Annotated in this window: 28 protein-coding genes; 19 read left to right on the top strand and 9 right to left on the bottom strand. The window is 68.1% G+C overall.

Annotated elements, in window-relative coordinates; translation table 11 throughout:
- Positions 1-24 precede the first annotated feature (24 nt).
- From F5X71_RS28145 to F5X71_RS28125, 5 genes are all read left to right on the top strand, one after another.
- Positions 25-624 carry a TetR/AcrR family transcriptional regulator gene (locus F5X71_RS28145; protein ID WP_167464726.1) on the top strand — a complete coding sequence of 200 codons (600 nt, stop codon included), beginning with the start codon at positions 25-27 and terminating at the stop codon, positions 622-624.
- Between the two features lie 144 nt (positions 625-768).
- Positions 769-1,095, top strand: coding sequence for a hypothetical protein (locus F5X71_RS28140; RefSeq protein WP_167464725.1), 327 nt, complete (start codon positions 769-771; stop codon positions 1,093-1,095).
- A 65-nt stretch (positions 1,096-1,160) separates the two neighbouring features.
- Positions 1,161-1,820: an RraA family protein gene (locus F5X71_RS28135; protein ID WP_167464724.1), complete on the top strand. Its 660-nt coding sequence runs from the start codon at positions 1,161-1,163 to the stop codon at positions 1,818-1,820.
- Positions 1,821-2,040: 220 nt separating this feature from the next.
- A complete protein-coding gene (locus F5X71_RS28130) occupies positions 2,041-2,622 on the top strand; it encodes a TerD family protein (protein ID WP_167464723.1) in 582 nt (193 codons plus the stop codon).
- Positions 2,623-2,791: 169 nt separating this feature from the next.
- Positions 2,792-4,921, top strand: coding sequence for a prolyl oligopeptidase family serine peptidase (locus tag F5X71_RS28125; protein WP_238815515.1), 2,130 nt, complete (start codon positions 2,792-2,794; stop codon positions 4,919-4,921).
- A 6-nt stretch (positions 4,922-4,927) separates the two neighbouring features.
- On the opposite strand, the gene F5X71_RS28120 is transcribed toward F5X71_RS28125, so the two are convergent.
- Positions 4,928-5,680, bottom strand: coding sequence for a PIG-L deacetylase family protein (locus tag F5X71_RS28120; RefSeq protein ID WP_167464722.1), 753 nt, complete (start codon positions 5,678-5,680; stop codon positions 4,928-4,930).
- Positions 5,681-5,931: 251 nt separating this feature from the next.
- Between F5X71_RS28120 and F5X71_RS28115 the strand changes: the two genes are divergently transcribed.
- A complete protein-coding gene (locus F5X71_RS28115; protein WP_167464721.1) occupies positions 5,932-7,656 on the top strand; it encodes a thiamine pyrophosphate-dependent enzyme in 1,725 nt (574 codons plus the stop codon).
- Between the two features lie 218 nt (positions 7,657-7,874).
- Positions 7,875-9,440: a peptide ABC transporter substrate-binding protein gene (locus F5X71_RS28110; RefSeq protein WP_167466799.1), complete on the top strand. Its 1,566-nt coding sequence runs from the start codon at positions 7,875-7,877 to the stop codon at positions 9,438-9,440.
- Positions 9,441-9,502: 62 nt separating this feature from the next.
- Here F5X71_RS28110 and F5X71_RS28105 read toward each other — a convergent pair whose 3' ends face one another.
- Positions 9,503-10,252, bottom strand: coding sequence for an SDR family oxidoreductase (locus F5X71_RS28105; RefSeq protein WP_167464720.1), 750 nt, complete (start codon positions 10,250-10,252; stop codon positions 9,503-9,505).
- Between the two features lie 101 nt (positions 10,253-10,353).
- Here F5X71_RS28105 and F5X71_RS28100 point away from each other — a divergent pair, with 101 nt between their 5' ends.
- Positions 10,354-11,244, top strand: coding sequence for a helix-turn-helix transcriptional regulator (locus tag F5X71_RS28100; protein WP_167464719.1), 891 nt, complete (start codon positions 10,354-10,356; stop codon positions 11,242-11,244).
- 119 nt (positions 11,245-11,363) lie between these two features.
- Here the strand turns inward: F5X71_RS28100 and F5X71_RS28095 are convergent, their stop codons facing one another.
- Positions 11,364-11,852 carry a GNAT family N-acetyltransferase gene (locus F5X71_RS28095; protein WP_167464718.1) on the bottom strand — a complete coding sequence of 163 codons (489 nt, stop codon included), beginning with the start codon at positions 11,850-11,852 and terminating at the stop codon, positions 11,364-11,366.
- Between the two features lie 78 nt (positions 11,853-11,930).
- Here F5X71_RS28095 and F5X71_RS28090 point away from each other — a divergent pair, with 78 nt between their 5' ends.
- Positions 11,931-12,533 (top strand): ClpP family protease, encoded by a 603-nt coding sequence (locus tag F5X71_RS28090; protein WP_167464717.1) that lies wholly within the window; start codon positions 11,931-11,933, stop codon positions 12,531-12,533.
- A gap of 2 nt (positions 12,534-12,535) precedes the next feature.
- On the top strand, positions 12,536-13,129 hold the full coding sequence (locus F5X71_RS28085) for an ATP-dependent Clp protease proteolytic subunit (RefSeq protein WP_167464716.1): 594 nt from the start codon (positions 12,536-12,538) through the stop codon (positions 13,127-13,129).
- A gap of 87 nt (positions 13,130-13,216) precedes the next feature.
- On the opposite strand, the gene F5X71_RS28080 is transcribed toward F5X71_RS28085, so the two are convergent.
- Positions 13,217-13,600 (bottom strand): helix-turn-helix domain-containing protein, encoded by a 384-nt coding sequence (locus tag F5X71_RS28080; RefSeq protein WP_167464715.1) that lies wholly within the window; start codon positions 13,598-13,600, stop codon positions 13,217-13,219.
- Between the two features lie 119 nt (positions 13,601-13,719).
- Here F5X71_RS28080 and F5X71_RS28075 point away from each other — a divergent pair, with 119 nt between their 5' ends.
- From F5X71_RS28075 to F5X71_RS28050, 6 genes are all read left to right on the top strand, one after another.
- The gene (locus F5X71_RS28075; RefSeq protein WP_167464714.1) at positions 13,720-14,049 is read left to right on the top strand and encodes a plasmid stabilization protein; all 330 of its coding nucleotides are present in this window, start codon (positions 13,720-13,722) and stop codon (positions 14,047-14,049) included.
- A gap of 155 nt (positions 14,050-14,204) precedes the next feature.
- A complete protein-coding gene (locus F5X71_RS28070; RefSeq protein WP_167464713.1) occupies positions 14,205-15,113 on the top strand; it encodes an EamA family transporter in 909 nt (302 codons plus the stop codon).
- Positions 15,114-15,251: 138 nt separating this feature from the next.
- Positions 15,252-15,644, top strand: a complete 393-nt coding sequence (locus F5X71_RS28065) for a hypothetical protein (protein ID WP_167464712.1) — start codon at positions 15,252-15,254, stop codon at positions 15,642-15,644.
- 213 nt (positions 15,645-15,857) lie between these two features.
- Positions 15,858-16,196 carry a hypothetical protein gene (locus F5X71_RS28060; protein ID WP_167464711.1) on the top strand — a complete coding sequence of 113 codons (339 nt, stop codon included), beginning with the start codon at positions 15,858-15,860 and terminating at the stop codon, positions 16,194-16,196.
- Between the two features lie 122 nt (positions 16,197-16,318).
- Positions 16,319-16,981 (top strand): VC0807 family protein, encoded by a 663-nt coding sequence (locus F5X71_RS28055; protein WP_167464710.1) that lies wholly within the window; start codon positions 16,319-16,321, stop codon positions 16,979-16,981.
- A 111-nt stretch (positions 16,982-17,092) separates the two neighbouring features.
- A complete protein-coding gene (locus tag F5X71_RS28050; RefSeq protein ID WP_238815514.1) occupies positions 17,093-17,455 on the top strand; it encodes a ribosomal subunit interface protein in 363 nt (120 codons plus the stop codon).
- A gap of 13 nt (positions 17,456-17,468) precedes the next feature.
- Here F5X71_RS28050 and F5X71_RS28045 read toward each other — a convergent pair whose 3' ends face one another.
- On the bottom strand, positions 17,469-17,924 hold the full coding sequence (locus tag F5X71_RS28045) for a hypothetical protein (RefSeq protein WP_167464709.1): 456 nt from the start codon (positions 17,922-17,924) through the stop codon (positions 17,469-17,471).
- Positions 17,925-18,078: 154 nt separating this feature from the next.
- On the opposite strand from F5X71_RS28045, the gene F5X71_RS28040 reads away from it, so the two are divergent.
- The 3 genes from F5X71_RS28040 to F5X71_RS28030 all read left to right on the top strand — a co-directional run bounded on the left by F5X71_RS28040 (position 18,079) and on the right by F5X71_RS28030 (position 20,537).
- Positions 18,079-19,035, top strand: a complete 957-nt coding sequence (locus F5X71_RS28040; protein WP_167464708.1) for a GlxA family transcriptional regulator — start codon at positions 18,079-18,081, stop codon at positions 19,033-19,035.
- Between the two features lie 103 nt (positions 19,036-19,138).
- Positions 19,139-19,855, top strand: a complete 717-nt coding sequence (locus F5X71_RS28035) for a class I SAM-dependent methyltransferase (RefSeq protein ID WP_167464707.1) — start codon at positions 19,139-19,141, stop codon at positions 19,853-19,855.
- Between the two features lie 67 nt (positions 19,856-19,922).
- On the top strand, positions 19,923-20,537 hold the full coding sequence (locus F5X71_RS28030) for a dihydrofolate reductase family protein (protein WP_167464706.1): 615 nt from the start codon (positions 19,923-19,925) through the stop codon (positions 20,535-20,537).
- A 62-nt stretch (positions 20,538-20,599) separates the two neighbouring features.
- On the opposite strand, the gene F5X71_RS28025 is transcribed toward F5X71_RS28030, so the two are convergent.
- From F5X71_RS28025 to F5X71_RS28010, 4 genes are all read right to left on the bottom strand, one after another.
- A complete protein-coding gene (locus tag F5X71_RS28025) occupies positions 20,600-21,523 on the bottom strand; it encodes a hypothetical protein (protein WP_167464705.1) in 924 nt (307 codons plus the stop codon).
- A 98-nt stretch (positions 21,524-21,621) separates the two neighbouring features.
- Complete coding sequence (locus F5X71_RS28020) at positions 21,622-22,167, bottom strand: thioredoxin family protein (protein ID WP_167464704.1); 546 nt, start codon at positions 22,165-22,167, stop codon at positions 21,622-21,624.
- A gap of 91 nt (positions 22,168-22,258) precedes the next feature.
- The gene (locus F5X71_RS28015) at positions 22,259-23,197 is read right to left on the bottom strand and encodes a threonine/serine dehydratase (RefSeq protein ID WP_167464703.1); all 939 of its coding nucleotides are present in this window, start codon (positions 23,195-23,197) and stop codon (positions 22,259-22,261) included.
- Positions 23,198-23,205: 8 nt separating this feature from the next.
- A complete protein-coding gene (locus F5X71_RS28010) occupies positions 23,206-24,597 on the bottom strand; it encodes a bifunctional lysylphosphatidylglycerol flippase/synthetase MprF (protein ID WP_167464702.1) in 1,392 nt (463 codons plus the stop codon).
- Between the last annotated feature and the right edge of the window lie 155 nt (positions 24,598-24,752).

Genomic DNA, 24,752 nt, shown 5'->3' with positions numbered 1-24,752 from the left:
CTCGTTTCGTTGTATGGTCTGAGGATGGCAGGAGGCAGTGGGCCGGATCCGGCTCGGCGCAGTGAGCGGTCGCGCAGGGCGATCTTGACCGCGACGTACGAGCTGATCTCGGAGGTCGGGTACGGGAAGTTGTCGATCGAGGCGATCGCGGCGCGGGCCGGTGTGGGGAAGCAGACGATCTACCGGTGGTGGCCGTCGAAAGGCGCGGTGGTCTTCGACGCGCTGGCCGCGTTGAGTGCGGGCGCGGACGGGGACATCGCGCTGCCCGACACCGGTGATCTGGCAGCGGATCTGCGAACGGTGTTGCGCGCCACGGTCGCCGAGTTCGGCGACCCGGCGTTCGAGGCGCCGATCCGCGCGCTCAACATCGAGATCATCAACGACCCGGAACTGGCGCAGACCTACCGGGAACGGATGGAGCGGCCGATCAAGGCGGCGAAGCTGGCGCGGCTGCGCAGCGCGCAGCAGGCCGGGCAGTTGCCCGCGGACGCCGATCTCGACTTGATCCTCGAGCTGCTGTACGCACCGATCACCCAGCGCTGGTTGATGCGCTCGGGCCCGCTCGACGCGGCCTTCGCCGACGCCTTGGTCGACGCGGTCCTGCGCGCGTTCCCGCCGGCCTGACCGGACCCGCCGCCGCGGTGTCGCGGCCCGACATGCGGGCGTGCGCTCGGCGGCGCGGATCGCGCGGGTGCCCGTCGTATGATCTCCCGGCGTCGTCTCGAACCAGCTGTTTGCGCGAAACCATGGCCCGGGGAAAGGTGCGAGATGGCAAACATGGCCCGAGGATTGCTGGCCACCCTCTTTGTGCTCGCCACTTTTGTGTTCGGCTGCTACTGGTACGTTTTCGGCAGGCCGGATTGGTTGTGGAACGGGCCCAAGACAATTGCGGTGTCGGGGCAGCGGTTCGCGGTCGCGGGCCTGTACGACCAATCGCGGGGTCCGGTGCAATGCCTGGCCGAGCGGCGATCCATCCTGCTCACCGGGCTCGAGTTCTGCGTGATCGACGAGGCGGAGCCGACCACGGCGGCCTTGTTCTGGTATCTCGGCGAGGTCTACACCTTCAATATCCAAGACCCACTGGGATTTCCGTAGCGGCACCGCGGCCCGGAGTAAAGTCGGGGCAATTGCGTTTTCCTATCCTCGAAGGGGCGGAACCGATGCCGGCCGACCAGCTTGTCGAGAAGTTTCGCGCGGTCGATACCACCGCGCTGTGCGATGCCGACAAATCGACGCGAGTGATGGACAGCGCGATTCGGCTCCGCTCGGGCGGTGTGCGGATCTTCGGCCCCGCGTTCACTGTTCGGTGCACCGGGGACTTCTTCGCCGTGCTACGCGCGATCGAGGCGGCGGCACCCGGTGATGTGATCGTGGTCGACGGCGGCGGCAGCGAGATCGCGTTCGCCGGTGAGCTGTTCGCCAGGGGCGCGCTCGTGCGGCAACTCGGCGGCATCGTGGTCGACGGCGGGTATCGCGACATCGCCTATGTCCGATCCTGCCCACTGCCGATATACAGCCGCTTCGTCACTCCGATGGCAGGCAGCACAACCGAACTCGGCGAGCTGCGACTTCCGGTGACGTGCGGCGGTGTTCCGGTGGTGCCGGGTGATCTGATCCTGGCCGACGAGGAGGGCGTCATCGTGGTCGCGCCGGATCGCATCGAGGCGTTGCTCGACGCCGCCGCGTCGGTCAAGGAGGCCGAGGCCAGGCTGGTCGCGAAGTTGGACGCGGGCGCCACCCTCAGCGACGGACTCAACGTCGCCGCCCATGCCGACGCCCTGCACCGGGGCGAGCCCTCCGCGCTGCAATTCCTGACCTGAGTCCTGGTGCGCGGTCGGCAACTACGCGACTCCGCGTCGTCGAGGGAGTCTGTCGCCATGTTCGATGGGCCGCGCCCCCTGTGTCCGCTCGAACCGTACACCAGAGCCCGGCGGCAATTGAGAGCTGAAGGGTATCAATCGGTTTCGTTGCGCTGCCAACTGCCGAGACGAGAGTTGTTCGTCCCCTTGGCTTTACGAAACCGCCGCTAGTCTGAAGCCTATGATCACGCTCAAGAAAGAAGACGGCGCCGCGGATCTCGCCGGCGTCACCAAGCTGAGTGTCGGGGTGAGCTGGGATCCCTCGGGCGGTACCAGCGGCGGCGCACTGGGCTGGGCGCGGCGCAAGCGCGGCGTCGACCTCGACCTGATCGCCATCCTGATGCAGGGCAGCGAGCCGGTCCGTTTCGCCGGACTCGACTCGCTCGACCCGCTCGGCAACGGCTCGGTGCTGCACACCGGAGACGAACAGACCGGCGCAGCGAGCGGCGACGACGAGACGGTGCACGTGACCTTCGCGGACGTGCCGGGCGGTATCGACGCGATCGTGTTCGTCGCCGCCGCTTTCAAGAAGGGCAGCTCCTTCGAAAAAGCCAACAACATCAGCTTCAAGGTGTATGACGCGAGCGGCGGCAGCAGCCAGCAGGTCGCCGACATCTGGCCGTCGCTGCTCGGCGCCGACAACGCCAACGCCGTTGCGCGCGCCTTCCGCAACGGCTCGAACTGGCAGCTGGAAGTGCTCAACCGCAAGGGCAAGATCAAGCAGGGGGACAAGCAGGCACTGCTCCGCTTCGCCCTGGCGTAGCCGACTCGGACCGGCCCGCGTTGGCGGGCCGGGAATGTCGGAGCGCCACTCGCGGGGCTTCAGCGTTGTCGGGATGGGGATTCGGTTCGGTCTGGCCCGCGCATGCCTCGGGTAGGGTGCCGGGGGTAGCTCGGTCGGTGCAGCAACGTGTGATTCCGCGAGGAGCAGCATGAGTGGTGTAGGCGTGCGAGGCATGGTCCGGATCGCGGCGGCGGTGTGCACGGTGGTGACCGTCGCGGCGTGCGGCGGGCGGGACGCGGCGCCGGACGATCCGTTCCAGTGGCTGGAGGAGCTGGACAGTCCGCGGGTGCGGGCCTGGGTCGCCGCGGAGAACGAGAAGACGCTCGGGGTGCTCGAAAAGGATCCGCGCTATGCCGAGAACCTCGCCACCGCAAAGGAACTCGGCAACGCCCCGGACCGTCTCCCGATGCCGCGGCTCGTCGACGGACGGATCGTCAACTTCTGGCAGGACCCCGAGCACACGCGCGGCATCTGGCGCGTCACCTCGGTCGCCGATTACGAGTCGCCGCAACCGCGGTGGGCCACGCTGCTCGACCTGGACGCCCTGTCGGCGGCGGAGGGCAAGAACTGGGTCTGGAAGGGCGCCGACTGCGAGTCGGTGACCGGGAAGCGCTGTTTGATCAGCCTGTCCGAAGGCGGCGAGGACGCGATCACGATCCGCGAATTCGACGTGACCACCGGGCAATTCGTCCCCGACGGGTTCGTGCTGCCGCGCGGCAAACAGAATGTCGCGTGGTCGGGCGAGGACACCCTGCTCGTGTCGCGGGAATGGCAGCCGGGCGAGATGACCACGTCGGGTTATCCGTACATCGTCAAGAAGGTGACCCGCGGCCGCCCGCTCGCGGACGCGGTGGAGATCGTGCGCGGCGACAAGGCGGACGGTTTGGCGACCACGCCGCTGCTGCTGAGTGACGGAAACGGCCGCAGGGTCAACGTCGTTCAACGCACGCCCTCGTTCTTCGAACGCAGCTACACGCTGCTCACCGGATCGGGCACGGCCGCTCTCGCACTGCCGCCGAAGTCGGACCTGGCCGGGCTGGTCGGCGATCGGATCGTGCTGACCGTGCGGCAGGACTGGACCACCGAGGGCGCGACATTCCGGGCGGGAACTCTGGTCTCGCTGAAGGCCGACGAGGTGATGCGGGATCCGCGGCGGTTGCACGCAACGCCGGTCTATGTCCCGGGTCCGACGGAGACCGCCGAGGGCGTGCTGGCCACCCGTGACCGATTGGTCGTCACCTCGCTGAACGATGTGCGCGGCCGGGCCGCCGTGTACACCCCGCAGCCGGACGGTTCGTGGTCCGCGGCGCCGATTCCGCTGCCGGACAACGCCGCCGTCGCCGCGGTGGACGCGGACGCGAAGGGCCGCACCGCGTATCTGTCGGTGACCTCGTTCCTCGAGCCGACCGCGGTGTGGCGGCTCGATACCGTGACCGGGCAGGCGCAGCCGGTGAAATCCACACCGCCCCGGTTCGATTCGTCGCGGTATGTGGTCGACCAGCACAAGGCCGTCTCGCCCGACGGCACCCAGGTGCCGTACTTCATCGTGCACAGCGCCGGGCAGCGGCTCGACGGCAGCACGCCCACGATCATGTACGGCTACGGCGGCTTCGAGCTCTCCCAAACGCCCACCTACGACGGTGTTCTCGGCCGCCTGTGGCTCGAGCGGGGCGGGGCGTTCGTGGTGGCGAACATTCGTGGTGGCGGCGAGTTCGGACCTGCCTGGCACGAGGCCGCGCTGACGACCCACCGGCAGCGCGCGTTCGACGATTTCGCCGCCGTCGGCGAGGATCTGATCGCCAGGAACATCACCGCGCCAGCACATCTCGGCATCCTCGGTGGTTCGAACGGCGGGCTGCTGATGGGCGTCGAGCTCACCCAGCACCCGCAGATGTGGCAGGCGGTCGGCATTCAGGTGCCGCTGCTCGACATGGTGCGTTACGAGCAGATCGCGGCGGGCGCGTCCTGGGTCGGCGAATACGGCAGCGTCGCCGATCCCGAACAGCGCGCCTTCCTCGAATCCATCTCGCCCTACGGGCAATTGCGGGCCGGGGTCCGCTATCCCGAGCCGTTCATCTGGACCACCACCAAGGACGACCGGGTCGGTCCGCAGCATGCCCGCAAATTCGCCGCTCGGCTCGGCGAACTCGGTAATCCGTACCTGTTCTACGAGGCGACACAGGGCGGCCACGGCGCGGGCACCACCATCGATGAGCAGGCGCGGATGATCGCGCTGCAATACACCTACTTCATGCGGCGGCTCATGCCGACGACGTGATCCCGTTCAGACGAAGAATGTTTCGGTGGTACCGGTGAACCGGTCGAGCGCGTGCGGCGGCAGCACGGCCTGATCGGCGGGATGCTGCGAGATCGGCAGGATCTGGCTGTGGAACTGCGCGATGGCCCGCAGTTTGGCATCGACCGCCGGATCGGTCAGGGTCAGGGTGCGCGCGCGGCTGCTCGGCACCACGGGATGTTCGGGAGTCGCCCAGTGCCACATCCAGATCGGGAATTCGAGCAGCCGAGTGGCCGACCCCGCGCAGGCCGCCGCCGCGGCGCGACCGACCGCCTCGTGGTCGGGGTGTCCGTCGTGGCGCCAGGTGGTCGCGCACCACACACCCGAGCGTCCGCATTCGGCCAGGACACCGGTGATCGCGTCGGTCACCGCCGCCTCCGCATCGGCCACTTTGCCGTCCTCGACACCCAGTTGAATCGGTGCGTCGACGCCCAATTCCGCTGCCGCGCGCCGGGATTCCCGTGCGCGCAGGTCCGCGAGCGCGGCAGGCGAATAGGTGGGTGAGCCGGGGTGGGAGCCCTCGCCGTCGGTGACCGTGACCACCGTGACCGGTAGGCCTTGCGCGCGTGCCAGCGCGATCAGCCCGCCGCCGCCGAGCACCTCGTCATCGGGATGCGGGGCCACCACCACCAGGTGCTGCCAGCCAACGAGGGAGAGTTCGTGATGGCGCTGCCGCCATGCGGACCACGCGCTCACCGGGGTGCCGCGGGCGGCTGAGTCGATGAGCTGTTCGGCAACCATGGGAACTCCTTTTCCGCGTGCGCACGGCCGAGGTCGGCCCGATCGCGCTGGGCACGACGTCGACGGAGACAGACAGTGACTCCGTCCGTGGACCGGAGTCACCCATGCGTTCCGGCTACCCGGCGGGGCACGGCGCAAACGGCATGTGGTGCACCTCGCTACTGGGCATGGTGTGCCGGTAGCCGGGTATGCCCGCGAAAAGACGAGGTACAGACGCCGCAAAGGACAACCGATCGCAGAGGAGCCGAGGAATGACCACGATCGCGGAAATGATTGTCAGCGCGTTGGCAGCGGAGGGCGTCACCCAGGTCTGGGGCGTCGTCGGTGACGCGCTCAACCCGATCACCGACGCGATCCGGCGCGACGATCGGGTGGAGTGGGTCGGGGTGCGGCACGAGGAGGTCGCCGCCTACGCCGCCGGTGCGCAGGCCCAGCTGACCGGGACCATCGGCGTATGCATGGGCACGGTCGGCCCCGGCTCGATCCACCTGCTCGGTGGGCTCTACGACGCGAAGAAGTCGCACGCGCCGGTGCTGGCGATCTGTGGCCAGGTGCCCACCGCGGAGATCGGCAGTGAGTATTTCCAAGAGGTGGACAACGACTCCGTCTTCGCCGATGTCGCGGAGTTCACCGCGACGGTCACCACCGCGGAACAGATGCCACGGCTGCTCGAGCAGGCCGTGAACGCCGCCGTCTCGCGTCAGGGCGTCGCGGTGCTGACGATTCCGGGCGATGTCGGCGCAATGAAGCTCGCCGATCCCGACGCGCGCCCGCGCTTCGTCGCCCGCGATCGCACGGTTGTTCCCGGCCCCGACGAGCTGCGTCAGGCCGCCGAGACGCTGAACAAGGCGGAGAAGGTGACCCTGCTGGTCGGGATCGGAGCCAGGCAGGCGCGGGCCGAGACGCTGGAACTGGCGGCGAAGCTCAGCGCGCCGATGGTGCTGACGATCAAGGCGAAAGAGGGGCTCGAACACGACAATCCGTACGCCGTCGGGCAGACCGGTTTGATCGGCAATCCGGCCGCCAACGCGGCGCTCGAGGACTGTGACGTGCTGTTCCTGGTCGGTACCGACTTCCCCTATCGCGACTGGTACCCCACCGGCAAGACGGTCATCCAGCTCGACTCGCGCCTGGAACATATCGGCCGCCGTACCGCGGTCGACGTGGCGATGGTCGGCCACGCGGGCCCGGCGTTGCGCGAGCTGCTTCCGAAGCTGGACGCCGGGAAGTCGGACAAGCATCTGACGAAGGCGCGGTCGCACTATCAGGATTGGAGCGAGCGCCAACTGCGGCTGGCCGAGCCGAAGCACGATCGCAAGTTCCTCGGGCGGATCCGCCGTCACCTGGACAATCCGGACGAGCTGATCCGGCCGGAGGCGGTGGCCGCCGCGGTGGACCGGCACGCCGCCGACGACGCGATCTTCACCTCGGACACCGGTATGTCGACGGTATGGCTGTCGCGTTTTCTCACCATGCGCGGCTCGCGCCGGCTGCTCGGTTCGTTCAATTTCGGGTCCATGGCCAACGCGATGCCGCAGGCGCTCGGCGCGCAGATTCTCGATCGTGACCGGCAGGTGGTCGCCTTCTGCGGTGACGGCGGGCTGCTGATGCTGCTCGGCGATCTGCGCACGGCGGTCACCTACGACCTTCCGTTCACGGCGGTCGTGTTCGACAACGGCAGGCTCGGCATGGTGAAGCTCGAGCAGGAGGAGGGTGGTCTGCCCGAATTCGGCACCGTGCTGGACAACCCGGATATCGCCGCCGTCGCGGCGGCGATGGGGCTGCGCTCGCGCCGGGTGACCGACCCCGACGAACTCGACGGGGCGATCGCGGAGGCGCTGGGCGAGCGTCGGCCGGTGCTGCTCGACGTGATCACCAATCCCGACGAGATCTCGGTGCCGCCGAAGCCGACGCTGGATCAGGCGTGGGGGTTCGCCATCGCCAAGGTGAAGGAGAGCATCGAGAGCCGTGCGTGAACCGACGCGACCAGGCGCGCGTGGCCCGGCGCCGTCCGATCATGGGTAGATCCCATGACAATCCGGCGTGGAAGGTTTAGTGTCCGAGGACATTCCAAGGTTGTCGAGGTCGGGCACGGGGAGGTTCCGTTGTGCTCGGGTGTGTCTCAATGGCCTGTTATGAATCGGGAGAACGCGTGAGATTCACAAGAGCTGGTGCGCTGCTCGCGGCGGCACTGATGGCCACAAGCCTCGGGCTGACCGCATGTTCCTCGGACGGGGGTGGGGACACGAGCATCGTGACCACCAACGGCGGAGAGCCGCAGAACCCGCTGGTGCCCACCAACACCAACGAGAACATGGGCGGGCGCGTCGTCGACCGGCTGTGGGCCGGGTTGAAGTACTACGACGCCGACGGCAAGGCGCACAACGAGGTCGCGGAGAAGATCGAGACGACCGACCGGAAGAACTACAAGATCACCCTGAAGCCGGACTGGAAGTTCAGCGACGGCACCCCGGTCACCGCGAAGTCCTACGTCGACGCCTGGAACTACGGCGCGCTCAGCACCAACGCACAGCTGCAGAGCTACGTGTTCAACCCGATCAAGGGCTTCAAGGACGTGTCGGCGGAGAACCCGACGGTCAAGACGATGTCCGGCTTGCAGGTGATCGACGACCGCACCTTCACCGTCGAGCTCGAGGCGCCGTCCATCGACTTCGAGACCGAGCTCGGCTACGCGCCGTTCTATCCGCTGCCCGAGGTGGCGTTCAAGGACATGAAGGCCTTCGGTGAGCACCCGATCGGCAACGGTCCGTACAAGTTCGCCGGCGACTCCGCGTGGCAGCACAACGTGCAGATCGACCTGGTGCCCAATCCGGAGTACAAGGGCGGTCGCCCGGCCAAGAACAAGGGCCTGCGTTTCGTGATGTACCAGTCGTTCGACACCGCGTACGCGGACCTGCAGGCGGGCAACCTCGACACCCTCGACGTGATCCCCGACAGCGCGATGGCCAGCTACGAGCAGGACCTCGGCGATCGCGCGATCACCAAGCCGATCGCGTACAAGGCCAGCATCGGAATCCAGACCACGGTGCCGCACTTCGGCGGTGCGGAAGGGGTGCTGCGGCGCAAGGCGCTGTCGATGGCGATCAACCGGGAACAGATCTCGCAGAACATCTTCCACGGCACCAGGATTCCGGCGCGGGACTTCACCGCGAGCACGCTGCCGGGCTTCCAGGCCGATCTGCCCGGCTCCGAGGTGCTGAAGTACAACCCGGAGGAGGCCAAGAAGCTCTGGGCGCAGGCCGATGCCATCTCCCCGTGGTCGGGTCGCTACGAGATCGCCTACAACTCCGACGGCGGGCACCAGGGCTGGGTCGAGGCCACGGCGAACAGCATCAAGAACACCCTCGGCATCGAGGCCATCGGCGCCCCGTACCCGACGTTCAAGACCATCCGAGACCTGGTCAACGCCAAGACGATCAACAAGGCGTTCCGGTACGGCTGGCAGGGTGACTACCCGACGATGCTGCAGTTCCTCAGCGCGATGTACTACAGCTTCTCCGACACCAACAATGTCGACTACAACAACCCGGAGTTCGACAAGCTGCTCAACGATGCGCTCGCCGCGCCGACGCAGGAGGAGTCCTACAAGATCGTCGCGCAGGCGCAGGCGCTGTTGTTCAAGGACATGGCCGACATTCCGATGTTCGACTACCAGGCCGCCGCCGGCCGCTCCGAGAACGTGAAGAAGGCCGAGCTGGCCTGGAACGGGCTGTTCGACTTCGAGGGAATCGAGAAGTAGCGGTTCGGTATTCGTGACGGCGGGCCCGCTGACGTGTGAAAACGTCAGCGGGCCTTCGCTTGTCAGCCTTGCTCGGTCGGGACCACGATCATCTCGGCCACGTTCACCCGCTTGGGCGCCGCGACCGCGTAGCCGATCGCATCCGCGATGTCCTCGGCCACAAGGGTTTCCAACCCGTCGCGCCACTGTGCGAGCCCGGCCTTCTGATCAATGTCGCGCATGCCGTCGCCCAGTTCGGTGCGCACCAGTCCCGGTTCGATGTTCTTCACCCGTACACCGCGCGGTCCGAACTCGGCGCGCAGATTGCGGGTCAGGTGCGCGACCGCCGCCTTGGTGGCGGTGTACACGCCGTAGTTCGGGAACACCTGGTGCCCGCCGATCGAACCGACCAGGACCAGATCGGCCCGGCCGCCCGCGGCCGCCGCCGCGAGCAGGTCGTCGATGAAAGCCCTTCCGGTGTAGAGCAATCCGTTGATGTTCGTGCCCACCATCTGATCCCACTCGTCGGTGGCCGCGGCCTCGAACGGCGCGGCGAGCATCACGCCCGCGTTGGCGACCACCAGATCGACCGGGCCGAAGCCGGCCCGCACGGTCGCCGCGGCGTCCCGTATCGACTGCTGGTCGGTGACATCGGTGGCTATCGCGAGTACTTCGCCGTTGATCTGTGCGGCCAGTTCTTCGAGCCGGTTCTTGCGCCGCCCGAGCAGGGCGATCTTCGCTCCGTCGGCCGCGAGCCGTTGTGCGGTGGCGGCGCCGATGCCGCTGGACGCGCCGGTGACGACCGCGATGCGGCCGGTGAGGTTGTTTGTCATGACCACAAGATTTGTGCTGGTCACGACGCCGTGCCAGGGGAAGGACTTCCTGGTAGTGCGGGGGCCACCCGGGGTCGCGGGTGCCCGGCTACGCTCGAAATATGGATTCCGATAATCGACTGGGCGCCTTTCTGCGGGCGCGGCGGGAGTTGGTGCGCCCGGAGGATTTCGGTATGTCGGGTGGGGGTCAGCGCCGGGTGTCCGGGTTGCGGCGCGAGGAAGTCGCGCTGCTGGCCGGGGTGAGCGCCGACTACTACGTGCGGCTCGAGCAAGGACGCGACAAGCATCCCTCCGAGCAGGTGGTGGCGGCGCTGGCGCGGGTGTTCGCCCTCGACGAGGAGGCCACCGCGCATCTGCGGGATCTGGCCAGGCCGGTGGTGCGCCGGCGGCGAGCGCCGCAGCGCGCGGAACGGGTGAGCCCCGGGCTCGCGAGCCTGATGTCGCAGTGGCCCAACACGCCCGCCTTGGTGCTCGGCCGGTATCTCGACGTGTTGATCGCGAATCCGCTTGCCGCAGCGGTCAATCCATGTTCGGTGCCCGGTGTCAATCAGGTCCGGATGATGTTTCTAGATCTGGAGGCGCGCCGGATCTACCCGGATTGGGCGCAGCACGCCGCGGAGACGGTGGCGAGCCTGCGGGCCAATGTCGGTACCGATCTGAACGACCCGCGGTTGACCGATCTCGTCGGCGAATTGTCGCTCAAGAGCGAGGAATTCCGCACGCTCTGGGCCAGGCACGACATCCGCGCGAAAATCGCGGGCAGCAAACGCTTCGCCCATCCGCTGGTCGGCGAAATGACCCTGGCCTACGAGACTTTCACGGTGAACGGCGCACCGGGCCAAATGCTCATCGCCTACCACGCCCAGCCGGGTTCGGACTCCGAGCGCACCCTGTCCTTGCTCGGTAGCATGATCGCCACCGACGACCTGCTCCTGCACAACCCCCACCCGATCGAGACAAACCGCAACAGTCCGGTCCCTTCAGCAGACTGAACCGAACACAGCCCCCGCTGCCTCGACCTCGTGCGCAACCTGGCCAAGGGCAAAGACCGCAGGCGGGCTGCTCGTGATCTGGCCACCTGCGCGCTGATCCAGGAATTGGCTGTGCTCGGTTATGGGCCGACGGTCTTCACGTAGCGGTGGGCGGGGACTGGGATGGGGGTGGTTGGGCCAGGGGCGTGGTGGGTGAACAGGCCTTTGTCGGTCCAGCCGTGGGTTTCGTAGAAGCGGCGGGCGCGGGTGTTGCCGGGGACGACGGCGAGCCAGGCTTCGGGGTGGCCGTTGGCGTGGACGTGCTGTTCGGCGGCGGCGAGCAGGTGGGTGGCCAGGCCGGTGCCGCGGTGGCGGGCGGCGACGTAGACCTGTTCGATCTCGTCGTCGACCACCATGACGAACCCGGCGATCCCGTCGTCGACGAGCGCGACGGTGGTTTGCGAGAGACGTTGTGCCGCACGGGTATCGAAGGAGGCGCGGGTGCGGGCGTGGCGTAGTTCGTCGGGCACGTTGCCCAGGTGCGCGACTTGCCAGCCCTCGTACCAGATCTCCGCGATCGCCGCCGTGTCCTCGGCTCTGGCCTGCCGCAATGTCGTGCCGTCCTGCATTCGCGCACTATATCCGGGTGTGTCTGCTGTTGGCAGACACAGCGCCGATGGGGCCGCCGGCGCGACTACACCTGAGTCATGATCGAAACATCGCACCTGGACTATCGAGGCCAATTAGCCGACAGATTGTTCCGCCATCGGACGATCTTGCTCACCGGCGAGGTCGATGACGCGATGGCCGAGCGGGCCTGCACCGAGCTGGTGTTGCTGTCCACCGAGAACGCCGAACGCGACATCGTCGTCTACATCAACTCGCCGGGCGGGTCGGTGCTGGCCGGGCTCGCCATCTACGACACCATGAAGCTGATCCCCAACGACGTGATCACCGTCGCGGTCGGATTCGCCGCGAGCATGGGGCAGGTGCTGCTCGCCTCCGGCACGCACGGCAAGCGAATCAGCTTGCCGCACAGCCGGATCATGATGCACCAGCCTTCGGCCGGGATCGGCGGCACCGCAATGGATATCGCGATCCAGGCGGAGAACCTCGAATACATGAAGCTGCAATCCGAGCAGATTCTCGCGGCGGAGACCGGTCACACGCTCGAGGAGATCAGGGAGGACAGCGACAGGGACCGCTGGTTCACTCCGGAGCAGGCGCGCGAGTACGGGATCGTCGATCGGATCGCCGGAAACTTCCACGAGATCGCACCATTCACCAACGGACATCGAGCGGGGTTGTAGCCATGTCGCAGTACACCATTCCGCACGTCATCGAGCGGACGCCGAGCGGCGAGCGGTCCTTCGACGTGTTCAGCAGGTTGCTCAACGACCGAATTATCTTCCTGGGCACCGAGATCGACGACGGCGTCGCCAATGTGGTGATGGCGCAACTGCTGCACCTGGAGTCGGAGTCGCCGGACCGCGAGATTGGCTTGTACATCAACTCGCCGGGCGGTTCGAACACCGCGGTGCTCGCGATCTACGACACCATGCAGTTCATGCGCACCCCGATCGAGACCTACTGCATGGGGCAGGCGGTGGCGGGGGCGGCGGTGCTGCTGGCCGCGGGCGCCCCCGGCAGGCGATATGTGCTCGCGCACTCGCGGGTCCTGCTGCATCAACCGTCCGCCCAGGGCCAGGGCACCATCTCCGACCTGGCCCTGCAGGCGGCAGAGGTCATGCGGCTGCGCGCGCAGACCGAGGAGATCTTGAGCAAACACTCCGGCCAGCCCGTCGAACAGCTGCGCAAGGACACCGCCCGCGATCGGGTCTTCACCGCCGAGGACGCGGTGGCCTACGGCCTGGCCGACGAACTGATCGTCACCCGGGACCGCTGACCGGAGCCAGAAGGCGGCGCCGACGGTACTGTCCCGTCGGCGCCGCCTTCTCGGTAAAAGACCGCTCTCCGAACTGGTTTCGTGGGGTCAGGCGACCAGGGCGAGCATTTGGACGCGGGTTTCGGAGATTTTGCGTGGGTGCAGTCGGCGGATAGCGCCGAGGCGGCGGGCGCCGCGGAACAGCAGGGATTCGATGGGCAGGCCGAGGGCCCCGCAGATCGAGTGCAGCATTTCCGAGGACGGTTCTTTGCGTCCGCGCTCGATCTCGGACAGGTATTGCTTGGACATGCCGACTTCGGTCGCGACCTCGGCCAGCGTTCGATCCTGGTCGAGTCGCTCGTCGCGCAGCACCTCGCCGTAGACGGCCCGCAGCAGCGGGGTGCTCGCGGGCGCTTCGACGCGCTCGCTGCGAGGTTCGGCGCGGCGGCGCGCGGCGAGATCGACTACGACACCATCCTCTTGTGCTGCCATACCGTCGAGTCTCGCACCTCGCGCCGCCGGACAGCGCGATGTTCACCCAGGGCGGAAGGGCCACGGCCGGGCATGTTTGCGCAGTGCTGCGGGGGTACTCGGTGCGCAGGAGGTGTGACATGCCGAAGCAATGGAGTGATAAGCGCGAGCGTCAGTACGAGCACATCAAGGACTCGGCGCGCGACCGTGGCGCGAGCACCGAACGGGCCAAGGAGATCGCGGCGCGCACGGTGAACAAGAACCGTGCGCAGTCCGGTGAATCCGAGACCGCGAGCCGCTCCTCGATCAAGGACAAGTCACCGCAGAGCCGCGGCGGGCAGCGGTCCGGGCGTAAAGGCCCCAAGGGACCGACCCGCGATCAGCTCTACAACGAGGCCCGACAGCGCAACATCAAGGGCCGCTCCAAGATGACCAAGTCGCAGCTGGAGTCCGCGCTCGGCCGCAAGTAGCCGCACGGATCGGTGTGCTCTCGCCGCGGGGACAGTGCCCGCGGCGAGAGCACATTCGTGCGTGGGGGAGTAAAAACCGGATTCTCCTTGTCGTAGAGATGTGTTCCGCTGAGCGAACGGCGCCGCGGCACATTGATCTGTGATGGGAGAGTTGCGTGGTAGCGATCGACGTCGAACGGCCGATTCGCGAGGGACGAGCCTGGACCGTGTGGCGGGGCGTCGCGGAGCGGGGACTGGGCGGCGTGCCGCCCACGGCGTTGGTGCTGGCGGGGATCGTCAGCGTGCAGGTGGGCGCGGCGCTGGCCAAGCAGTTGTTCGCGGCCACCGGCGCGGCGGGCGCCGCGGGCGTGCGGCTGGCCTTCGCCGGGATCGTGCTTGTGCTGTTCTGGCGTTCGGCGCTGCGCATCGGCTGGCGCGCGGTGCCGGTGGCGCTCGCCTACGGCGCGGTGCTCGCGTTGATGAACCTGTCCATCTACGAGGCGATGGATCGGATTCCGCTCGGGATGGCGGTGACGATCGAATTCCTCGGGCCGCTGGCCGTCGCGCTGGCCGGGTCGCGCCGCTGGATCGACCCGGTGTGGGCGGTGCTGGCGGGCGGCGGTGTGCTGCTGCTGACCCAGGCCGACGGGGACGTCGAATGGGTGGGTGTACTGCTGGCGCTGGCTGCCGGCGTGCTCTGGGCGGGCTACATCCTGTTGAGCGCGGCACTGGGCGAACAGACCACCGGCGGTGGCGGCCTCGCGATCGCGATGGCCTTCGGCGGGCTGCTGATCGCGCCGATCGGCATCGTCGAGGCGGGCAGCGCGCTGCTCGACCCCAAGGTGCTGGTGGTGGGTTTCCTGGTGGCGATGCTGTCGTCGGTGCTGCCGTACTCGGTGGAACTGGAAGCGCTGCGGCGGATTCCGCCCCGGGTGTTCGGCGTGCTGATGAGCCTGGAGCCGGCGGTGGCCGCGCTGGCGGGGCTGGTCCTGCTCGGTCAGGTCATGAACATTCCGCAGTGGCTGGGCATCATCTGCGTGGTGGCCGCCTCGGCGGGTGCGACCCGTACTTCCAGTAAGTCCTGACCAGGTCCGGCCACGAGTTCGGCGGTTCGGGCACGCGCGAGGCGGGGTCGGGGTGAGGATCTAGGGGAGTTGCCCCGGGTGCGTGGCTGCGTCGGCCGGGGTCGCGGACCGGTAATCAGGACGGATAGGACCCTCGGGATGCGGATGCGAATCGGTGTTGTGGCGGGAGTGTTCGGGATGGCGGCGGTGTTGGGGGCAGCGCCGGTGGCGGGGGCGACGGTGACGCGGGTCGCGATGTACCCGGGGATCAATTTCGGGCTGGCGACCAACTACGGGACCGGGTGCACCTACACGGCGCGCGCGGCGGTGACCGACGTGTCGCAGCCCGTGGTCTTCTACGACAACGGCGTGCCGTTCGCGGCGGTGCGCCCGTCCGGCGGCACCGCGCTGACCGACTGGGTGCCCGCGACGGAGGGCCCGCACACGATCAGCGCGGTGCAGGCACCCGACGACCAGATCGTCGCGAGCGTGGACGTGCGTGTCGGCCACGGCGTGCATCTGGGCTACGGCTGCAACGTCTTCGGCGGCTGACCCGGCCTACACCAGGTGAAGCCGGTTGGCACGCGCGTACCGGGGTGGCGGCGGCGTGTCCGGAGCGGCCCGTCCCACCCGGTGGCCGCGGCCCCGAAACAGAGCTACCATCAGCGCATTCGAGCGCCCGCCGAGGGGCGAGTGATGCCGGACCCCGCTCGGGCAGGCGGTCACCGCCGCCCGTCGTGGCGCGTTGGCAGCGAGGGTGTGCGCATGATCCGGGTCGAACTCGATCTCCGTTCCGACCGGCCGAATCCCCGGTGGCGGCTGTCCTCCGGCGACGAGGCGCAGCTGCACGGCCTGATCGCCGCGGCACCGCGGGCGGCCGCTGGTCCCGGCGAAAACGACAGCGAATACCAGGGTTTCATCGCTCAGCTGTCGGAAGCGGAAACCCTGCGGGTGCACCGCGGCGTGATCGAGATCGAGCGCGGCGGCGATCGCACCTATCGCACCGATGCCGACCGCGCGGTCGAGCGGTGGCTGCTGGCGACTGGACGGCCCTCGCTCGGACCGTGCGACTATCAGACCGTCGTCGCCGCACTGTGGGCATAGCGCACCGCCCATGACATCTGTCATGGCACAGTCGTGATGGTTGACAGATCTGTCGGCTCCCCGGCGTCCGTAGCGTCAATTCACGTAGCGCACCGCCGAATACGCCGCCGAGGAGCACTCCGATGACCATCACCACCGAGACCACCGAAATCACCGAGCCCACCGGCGCCGCCGCGCCGATCAGCCACGCGCGCCTGCTCGCGCCGATCGCCCGCGATATCGCCGTTCCGGTCGGCGCCTACTTCTTGCTGCACGCGCTGGGCTACAGCGATTTCGCCGGGCTGCTCGCCGGCACCGTGCTGTCCGGGGCGATGCTGCTCACCGAGGCGATCCGGCACCGCAAGCTGGAGGTGTTCCCCGCAATCCTGTTGGGCGTGTTCGCTTTCGGTCTCGTCACGTCACTGATCAGCGGTGACCCGAGGATGATGATCGTGAAGGATTCCGTGGGCACGCTGCTGGTCGGTCTCGCCTTTCTGATCAGCGCCGTGGTCGGCAAGCCGCTGACCTATCTCGCGGCGCGCAAGGCCGCTGTCGCCGGTGGTCCGGCACGCGTGGCCGCACTCGAACAGGTCTACCGCGACAACGCCGCCAAGCGCCGGATGTTCGCCACCCTGGCCGTGCTGTGGGGCGCCGGTCTGGTGGCCGAGGCCGCGATCCGCGCGGTGCTCGCCTACCAGCTGCCGATCCCGACCATGGCCTGGCTCTCGCCGGTGCTGATGATCGCGGTGGTCGTGCCGCTGCTGGCGGCCACGATCGCCCTGCGCAAGCGGGCCGATCGCGCCTGAGCTCCGCGTACCGCGAGGCCCGGTCCGTCCCGGACCGGGCCCGCGTCGTGATCTCGGCCACCGTGCCCGCACGGGTAGTGTCGGTTTCGTCGAGTTTGCCACCCAACGGGAATGGAGAAAGCTGTGCAGATCCAGGTCAATACCGGAAGCGGCATCCACGGCGGCGCCAGCCTGATCGAGCGGGCCGAGGCCGAAATCGCCTCGGTGCTCGACCGTTTCAGCGCGCAGCTGACGCGGGTCGAGGCGCATCTCACCGATCAGAACGGCGCGAAGGGCGGACCGGACGACAAGCAGTGCGTGCTGGAGGCGCGCCCGAACGGTCAACCGCCGGTGGCGGTCACCCATCGGGCGGCGTCGGTCGAGGAGGCGTACACCGGAGCGGCCGAGAGCATGGCGCATCTGCTGGACAGTCGGTTCGGCAGGCTGCACCACACCAAGGGCGGGGAGTCGATCCGGCACATGGCGCCGGAATAGGCAGTGGTGCTCGTCAGGCCCCGGTGGTGGAGCCGGGGCGCACGATCATCAGCACGGTGACGACCACCCACAGCACGTTGAAGATGCCGGTGTCCATGCCGAGGCGTCGGATCAGTGCCGGGGTCGTGGCGGGCAGATCGGCGAGGATCTTGTGCTGACCGGGCAGGATCAGCATCGCGAGCACGCCGGCGGCGGCCGCGGTGAGGCCGATCGAGACGATGAGCCACTTGTCGGTGAGCACGCCGAGGCTCAACGCGGTGAGTGCGCCGAAGGTGGGCACCAGGATGCCGATGTAGGCGTAGACCCGGCAGATGCGGTGCAGCGTCGCCAGCACGGCGGGGTCGCGATCGTTGGTGGGGGCGGCGAGCGCGCGGCGGGTGGTGGGCGCGAACATGCTCGCCGCGACCGTGACCGGCCCGACGGCGATGATCACGGCCAGCACATGGACCGAAAGCAGGAACTTCGTCACAGCCGCGAGACTAAGTGATCATCTGCCCGGAGCGAAATAGGCGAAACGGCCATACGCCGGTCGATTCTCGCCAATGGCTCTGACATCGGGGTTTATCGAAGAAGTACTGCTCATGGCTATTGGCTGGAATCCGGGTGCACCCTATTCTGAAGCCATGCATGTCGTAGCGGTCCTGGCGCTGGACAAGGTCATTCCATCCGACCTCGCGACGCCGGTCGACGTGTTCGGCGGCGCCCGCCTGCCCGACGGCCGCGCGGCGTACCGGGTGCGCGTGTGCGGCCTCACCTCGACCGTCGACGCGGGCGCGTTCACACTGCACGCGCCCTACGATCTGGCCGCCCTGGCCGAGGCCGACACCATCATCGTGCCCGGCCGGGCCGAGCCCGAGCGCCCCGTGCCCGAAGAGGTGCTCGACGCACTGCGCCGGGCCGCGGCCGCGGGTACCAGGATCGCTTCTATCTGCGTGGGCGCGTTCGTGCTCGCCGCCACCGGCTTGCTCGACGGGCAGCGCGCGACCACCCACTGGATCGCCGCGACGCAGTTCGCCGCCCGGTTTCCCGAGATCGATCTCGACCCGGACGTGCTCTACGTGGACAACGGCCAAATCCTCACCTCGGCAGGCGCCGCGGCGGGAATCGACCTGTGCCTGCACATGATTCGACGCGATCACGGATCGGCGGTGGCCGCCGACACCGCCCGGCTCTCGGTGGTGCCGCTGGAACGTGAAGGGGGACAGGCGCAATTCATCGTGCACGACCAGCCGCCCACCCCGCGCGGGTGCTCGCTCGAGCCGGTGATGCAGTGGATGCGGGACAATTCCGCGAAGGATCTGACCCTCGACGACATCGCCGCGCACGCCAAGCTCAGCACCCGCACGCTCAACCGGCACTTCCGTGAGCAGGTCGGCACCACACCGCTGCAATGGTTGCTGCGGGCCAGGATTCGGCAGGCGCAGTATCTGCTGGAGTCCACCGGACATCCCGTGGATCGGATCGCGGGGCAGGTCGGTTTCGGCTCACCGACCGCGTTCCGCGACCGGTTCAAGCGGGTGGTCGGCACCACTCCGCAGAGCTATCGTGCGGCGTTCCACGGGTCCGGCGTCGGCAACTGACCAGGGGTGGATGGATGTCACGTCAAACCGGAGCTTTGTTCTCCGTTTCTCGGTAGGATCGCTGCGTTGCATCCTGATCCACCATCGAGGCAAGGGCAGGTTCATGACTGACAATGACGCATCGTCCGGGCTCGACCCGGCAAGCATTGATTTCGAGCAGGCGTATCAGAGCGGAACGCTCGTCGAGGGCGAGGTGATGGACCGGCTGCCCTGGGAGATCGATCGCCCGCAGCCGCTGCTCGTGGAGTTCGAGCGCACCGGCCGGATCTCCGGCGATGTGCTCGACATCGGTTGCGGCCCAGGGGATACCGCCATCTATCTGGCGGGTCTCGGCTACCGGGTGACCGGCCTGGACTTCGCGCCGACCGCGATCGAGAAGGCTCGCGCGCGGGCCGCCGAGCGCGGGGTGACGGTGGATTTCGCCGTCGCCGACGCCACCGAGCTCAGCGGCTACGACAACCGGTTCGACACCGTGGTGAGCAGCGCGCTCGCCCACTGTCTCGACCCCGAACAGCGCACATCGCATGTGGCAGCGCTGCATCGGGTGATGCGGCCCGGTGCGCGGCTGTTCCAGCTCTGTTTCTCGGAGGGACCGCACAGCGCGAACTACGCGCCCTTCGCGATCGGTGACGACGAGCTGCGCGCGGCGTTCGCGGTGCCGGACTGGCGGCTCACCGAGTTGCGGCCCGGCAAGCTGACCGCGATCAAACCGCCGCCCGTGTTCGCGCGCATGCTGCAGGGCGGCGGGGTGCCGCTGGATCTGGATCCGGACGGTCACCTGTTGCTCGGGGTCTGGGTGCTGGAAGCGGAACGGGTCTGACCGATTAATTTCCTCGCGCGGCTCCGTCGGAACAGAGGACACACACTACCGATCCAGGAGTTGCGCGATGCGAAAGATCACCGCAGGGCTGTTCATGTCACTCGACGGCGTCATTCAGGACCCGCAGGACTGGCATTTCCCCTACTTCAACGACGAGATGGGCGTTGCGGTCAACGCCCAGCTCGGCACCGCCGACACCCTGCTGCTCGGGCGCAAGACCTACGACGGTTTCGCGGGCGCCTGGCCCGAGCGGGAGGCGGCGGGCGGGGAGGACGCGTCGTTCGCGAAGGTGCTCGGTGACGCGCGCAAGGTCGTCGTCTCGCATCAGGACCTGGAGTTCACCTGGCGCAATTCCGAGCTGTTGCAGGGTGAGCTGATCGAGGGCGTGACCGCGCTGAAGCAGGAGCCCGGCGGTGATATCGGCATGAGCGGCTCGGTCTCGGTCGTGCTCCAGCTGCTCGACGCCGGCCTGCTGGATGAGCTGCACCTGCTGGTGCACCCGATCGTCGTCGGCAAGGGCGATCGGCTGTTCCCGGACCGGGAATCGACGTTGCCGCTGCGGCTGCTCTCCTCGCAGACGTTCGAGACCGGCGTGCTCAACCTGATCTACACCCGCGACGAGGCCGCGGGCACGGCCACCTACGAGGACGCGAAAGTGCATCTGCCCGAGGCGGATCGGTAACCGACTCGGCGCCGAAGATCGCGGCGGCGGTGCGCCGTGCCGCCCGGGTCGGTCGAGAAGTGTCAGGTGGTCAGCGCTTTCGCGACGATGCCGCCTGTGATCGCCTTTGTCAGGTAGTGCGTGGAGTCGTGCGGGCTCGCGCCGTTGTCCAGCGGTTCCTCGGTGATCGGCACGACGCCGGCACCGGGGAACGGGGGGAAGAAGGGGGCGAGATCGAGATGCGCGGCGACCAGATCGTCGCGGTCCACCAGATTGTGCCAGTCGGCAACGCATTTGGGGACCGTGGTCGGCTGCGGGCGCAATCGGTCGTAGATGACGGTGCGCAGGCCGAGCGGGGAACCCATGGTCAGCAGGGTGACATCCTGGTCGACGCGATGCAGCGCCTCGTAGGCGACGACGGAGCCGAGCGAATGCGCGATGACGAGCTCGGTCTCCGGCCCCACCTGCGCGAGTACCTGCTGCTGGGCGTACTCGCGCACGTTCTCGTCGGTGAAGTACCTGACCACCTGTGACAGCGCGCGCACCACGAACTTCTCGGCGAGCCCGATGCCGAACGGCGCGAACCAGCGCAGCCGCACCAGGGCGTTGAGTGCCGGGCGCAGTGCGGCTTTGGCGCCCTGCGGCTTGGCCTCCGGTGGCACCACCGCGGCGAGGCGCTGTGCGGTCAGCCGGTCGCGTTGGTCGCCCGCGTGCTCGGCGGCGGTCGTCAACCACAGCTCGGCGAGCTGTTCCATCAGTTCCAGTTGTTCGTCGTCGAGGTCGCCGACGGCCTCGCCCTGCGCCCCCTTCGCCAGGAATTGATTGCCGTAGAACGCCATCCTGGTCGAGATGTCGCCCGGTGATCCGTTGCGCCATAGCCGATCTGCGAGTTCGAGGTCGCCGTGGTTGCGCACCCCGCCCGCGATGGCGGGCAGCCACTGGGCCTCCAACGTGTCGGCCGACCCCTGCTCCTGAGCGATGCCGTGTACGAGGACGATTGTTGCCAACGTCCCTCCCCTTTCCTCCGGCCGTCCGGCCTGCGACGTTGTCCGCGGCTATTGTCCCGCATGCGCGGACGGGTCGCCCAGCTCTCGCGTCCCCCGGCTCAGTTCTCGCGCCATTTGATCGAGCAGCCCATGCTCGGCCGGTGCGGTTCCGGCACCGGCACGGCATCCAGTACCGCTTCGATGGCGGCTCGTAACGCATTGCCGGTCACCGGTTTTCCGTTGCCCGGCGTGGATTCGTCGAGCGCGCCGCGATAGGCGAGGGTGAGGTTCGCGTCGTAGAGAAAGAAGTCGGGCGTGCACGCGGCGTGGAAGGCGCGGCCGACCTGCTGGGTCGCATCGATGAGGTAGGGAAAGGTCCACCCCGCGCGAATCGCTTGGTCGCGCAAGCCGATCGGGGCGTCGTCGGGGGAGCGGCCGACATCGTTGCTGCAGATCGCCACGGTGGGCATGGGTAGCGAGTCGACCACCTCGCCGAGCACCGCTTCGACATGTTTGACGTATGGACAGTGGTTGGCGGCGAACACGACCAGCAGGCCGGGGCCGTCCACGAAATCCGCGCGGCGGTGCACGCGCTGATCGAGATCGGGCAGCGCGAAATCCGGTGCGGGCGTGCCGAGGGGGACCATGCTGGATGCGAGCGCCATGCCGGCGATGCCTTCCGTCGGGATCGAAGACGCCCCGAGCATAATCCGGCCCCCACGAACGCGCCGGAATTCGGCGCCCTCGATTACCGGGTCAACTCGCCAGATCGGACGGGTCGGTGTTCGCGCCGCACAGTACGACGCAGACCTTTTCGCCGGGTTCGGGGGTGAAGGCGGGTGGGTGGGTGTCAGCGCGCAGGGCGGCGAGGGCGGTGGCCGCGCCGTATTCGACGGCGAGGCGGCGTTCTTCCCAGAGGCCGCGGCGGGTCGCGATGATGTCGGCGTCGTCGACCAGGACCGAGTCGACTCGGTAGTGCTGGGCGGCGTACAGGGCCAGCTCGGTGGCGCGCCGCGCGCCGAGCGAGTCGGCGGCGATCGAATCGATCGACACGTCGACCAGCCTGCCCGCCTCGACGGCGGCGTGGAACGCACGGCACGCGCGCGGCTCGACGGCCACCGTGCGCACCCCGTAATGGTCTGCGGCGGTGGCGATCCCGGCGAACAGTCCGCCACCGCCGACCGCGACCACGACGGTGTCGAGATCGGGCATGCGCTGGTGGATCTCGGTCATGAGGGTGCCCGCGCCCGCGGCGATCAACGGGTGGTCGTAGGCGTGGGAGAGCAGCGCGCCGGTCGCGGCCGCGAATTCCTGGCTGGCCGCCAGCGCGTCCGCGTACTGCGTGCCGATCAGATTGACCTCGGCGCCATAGGAATGCAGCCGTCGCACCTTCACCTCCGGCGCGGTGGCAGGCAGGAACACCGTGGCCTCGATGCCCAGTGTCCGCGCCGCCCAGGCACAGGCGAGCCCGGCATTGCCACCGGAGGCGATCGTCACGCCCGCCGCGGGCAGGGTGCCGTTCTCCTGATGCGCCAGTAGGAAATTGAGGGCGCCACGCGCCTTGAAGCTGCCGGTGTGTTGGAGCAGTTCCAGCGCGAACCAGAGGTTGTCCCCGGCGGGTGCGAGGGTGATCGGTCGCACCCGGCCCGCCACTCGCTCGACGGCGGCCTTGATATCGGTGTGGCCGAGTTCCATTGCGCTCCTCAGTGTTCGCGGCGGTGCGGTGCGAACTCCAGGGTAAGCAGTGCGGCGGCCGCGATGAGCACCTCGCGCCAGCGGATCAGCACGTACCGCTGATCCGACAGGGCGTGGAACTTGCGCAGGAATCGGTACAGCGACTCCAGCCGGATGAGCGGGTCACCCAGGTGCACGAGCACATAGATCAGCTTCGCGGTGCGCGACTTCTGCTTGTCGGCGAACAACTCGGGAAAAGGCGCGAACGCCAACGAGATCCGATTGATGCCGTGCTCGCGCGCGTAGTCGACCAGATCGATGATCATCCGCTCGTCCAGGCCGTTCGGGGCGCCCTTGCGCCGCCACGGCACGTCGAGGCTGAGCTCGCGACCGCGCCCGGAGATGCCGTAGCGCTGGAAGCCCGAGACCGTTCCGTCCGCGTCTTTGGCCATGACCACCAGCATGTTCGGGTTCCGGCCGTCCAGCAGGTGATCGAGGATCATCGAGAAGCCGCGGGTCTGCCTGCCCTTGCCCCACTCGTCGACGATGCCGAGCAGATCCGTGCGCTGCGCGTCGGTCAGCGCCGACTCGTCCACGATCTCGGTGGTGACGCCGAAATTGCGGGTGCGGCTGACGGCTTGGCGCAGGTTGCGGAAGTGCCTGCCGACCATCGCGAAATCGTCGACGTCGATCACCACGTCGCGCCCGATCGGAACGGCGTGCAGCCCACGGTGTTCCAGTGCCCGGATGCGCCACAGCTCGGCCAGTTCGGGGCTGGCGCCGAGCACGGCGATGCGCCAGCCCTGATTGAGCGCGAACTCGGAGAACTCGGTGAGCAACGCGGGGAAGGCGGCGCGGTCGCCGATCGGATCGCCCGCGACCACCGCGATGCCGAAGCGGGCGCGGTAGCCGATGCCCGCGGTCGAATCCGCGTTGAAGAAGTAGGTTTTCGAGGAGTGCAGCGCGAACGGGGCGAGCGGGTCGCGCTCGGTCCGGCCGACGAGTTCGGCGACGCGATAGAGCTGTTCGGGCTGCGGCCTGCTCGACTGCGGCAGCACCAGCAGGAAGCCGCTCGAGGCGAGCAGCACGAAGCCGTAGCCGGGATGCTCCGCGCGGTAGGCGAGATGGGCGAGGGCAAGCACGAGCAGCGCGACCGTGAAGTGGGCCAGCGTGATCGGCCTGCGCAGGTGCAGCCCGCGGGCGACGAAGAGACCGGCCACCGAGACGGCGACGAACCACGCGTGATCGGTGCCGTGATTGGCGGCCTGATGTGCCTCGTAGACCAGCAGCACGCTGAGCACCAGGGCCAGGCCGATGAGTACCGGGCGAACCGAGGAATCCGCGGGGAAAGCGGCCTGCCGGTATCCGATCCGCGTCGCGATATGCGGGGCCGCGGCGGCCGCGGCGCGTTCCTCGCTCACATCCACACCAGCTTCGCCATGTGGTCCTCCCGATGATCGCCTACCGAACAACATTAAGCGGAACCGGCGGTAACGGGGAATGCGGGTCTCGAAAACCGGCCGGTCGGTCGCGTGACGGCACGATCCAGCGGGTGCTGGGGCCGGAACCGACCCCA

The sequence above is a fragment of the Nocardia brasiliensis genome (genome assembly GCF_011801125.1).
GTDB lineage: Bacteria > Actinomycetota > Actinomycetes > Mycobacteriales > Mycobacteriaceae > Nocardia > Nocardia brasiliensis_C.
Note: the sequence above shows the minus strand (reverse complement) of the source record. Positions and strands in the feature narration are given on the sequence as shown.

Excerpts from the sequence above, each read along its gene's own strand:
- F5X71_RS28145 (WP_167464726.1), top strand. The coding sequence starts at position 25 with ATGGCAGGAGGCAGTGGGCCGGATCCGGCTCGGCGCAGTGAGCGGTCG.
- F5X71_RS28140 (WP_167464725.1), top strand. The coding sequence starts at position 769 with ATGGCAAACATGGCCCGAGGATTGCTGGCCACCCTCTTTGTGCTCGCC.
- F5X71_RS28135 (WP_167464724.1), top strand. The coding sequence starts at position 1,161 with ATGCCGGCCGACCAGCTTGTCGAGAAGTTTCGCGCGGTCGATACCACC.
- F5X71_RS28130 (WP_167464723.1), top strand. The coding sequence starts at position 2,041 with ATGATCACGCTCAAGAAAGAAGACGGCGCCGCGGATCTCGCCGGCGTC.
- F5X71_RS28125 (WP_238815515.1), top strand. The coding sequence starts at position 2,792 with ATGAGTGGTGTAGGCGTGCGAGGCATGGTCCGGATCGCGGCGGCGGTG.
- F5X71_RS28120 (WP_167464722.1), bottom strand. The coding sequence starts at position 5,680 with ATGGTTGCCGAACAGCTCATCGACTCAGCCGCCCGCGGCACCCCGGTG.
- F5X71_RS28115 (WP_167464721.1), top strand. The coding sequence starts at position 5,932 with ATGACCACGATCGCGGAAATGATTGTCAGCGCGTTGGCAGCGGAGGGC.
- F5X71_RS28110 (WP_167466799.1), top strand. The coding sequence starts at position 7,875 with ATGGCCACAAGCCTCGGGCTGACCGCATGTTCCTCGGACGGGGGTGGG.
- F5X71_RS28105 (WP_167464720.1), bottom strand. The coding sequence starts at position 10,252 with ATGACAAACAACCTCACCGGCCGCATCGCGGTCGTCACCGGCGCGTCC.
- F5X71_RS28100 (WP_167464719.1), top strand. The coding sequence starts at position 10,354 with ATGGATTCCGATAATCGACTGGGCGCCTTTCTGCGGGCGCGGCGGGAG.
- F5X71_RS28095 (WP_167464718.1), bottom strand. The coding sequence starts at position 11,852 with ATGCAGGACGGCACGACATTGCGGCAGGCCAGAGCCGAGGACACGGCG.
- F5X71_RS28090 (WP_167464717.1), top strand. The coding sequence starts at position 11,931 with ATGATCGAAACATCGCACCTGGACTATCGAGGCCAATTAGCCGACAGA.
- F5X71_RS28085 (WP_167464716.1), top strand. The coding sequence starts at position 12,536 with ATGTCGCAGTACACCATTCCGCACGTCATCGAGCGGACGCCGAGCGGC.
- F5X71_RS28080 (WP_167464715.1), bottom strand. The coding sequence starts at position 13,600 with ATGGCAGCACAAGAGGATGGTGTCGTAGTCGATCTCGCCGCGCGCCGC.
- F5X71_RS28075 (WP_167464714.1), top strand. The coding sequence starts at position 13,720 with ATGCCGAAGCAATGGAGTGATAAGCGCGAGCGTCAGTACGAGCACATC.
- F5X71_RS28065 (WP_167464712.1), top strand. The coding sequence starts at position 15,252 with ATGCGGATGCGAATCGGTGTTGTGGCGGGAGTGTTCGGGATGGCGGCG.
- F5X71_RS28060 (WP_167464711.1), top strand. The coding sequence starts at position 15,858 with ATGATCCGGGTCGAACTCGATCTCCGTTCCGACCGGCCGAATCCCCGG.
- F5X71_RS28055 (WP_167464710.1), top strand. The coding sequence starts at position 16,319 with ATGACCATCACCACCGAGACCACCGAAATCACCGAGCCCACCGGCGCC.
- F5X71_RS28050 (WP_238815514.1), top strand. The coding sequence starts at position 17,093 with ATGGAGAAAGCTGTGCAGATCCAGGTCAATACCGGAAGCGGCATCCAC.
- F5X71_RS28040 (WP_167464708.1), top strand. The coding sequence starts at position 18,079 with ATGCATGTCGTAGCGGTCCTGGCGCTGGACAAGGTCATTCCATCCGAC.
- F5X71_RS28035 (WP_167464707.1), top strand. The coding sequence starts at position 19,139 with ATGACTGACAATGACGCATCGTCCGGGCTCGACCCGGCAAGCATTGAT.
- F5X71_RS28030 (WP_167464706.1), top strand. The coding sequence starts at position 19,923 with ATGCGAAAGATCACCGCAGGGCTGTTCATGTCACTCGACGGCGTCATT.
- F5X71_RS28020 (WP_167464704.1), bottom strand. The coding sequence starts at position 22,167 with ATGGCGCTCGCATCCAGCATGGTCCCCCTCGGCACGCCCGCACCGGAT.
- F5X71_RS28015 (WP_167464703.1), bottom strand. The coding sequence starts at position 23,197 with ATGGAACTCGGCCACACCGATATCAAGGCCGCCGTCGAGCGAGTGGCG.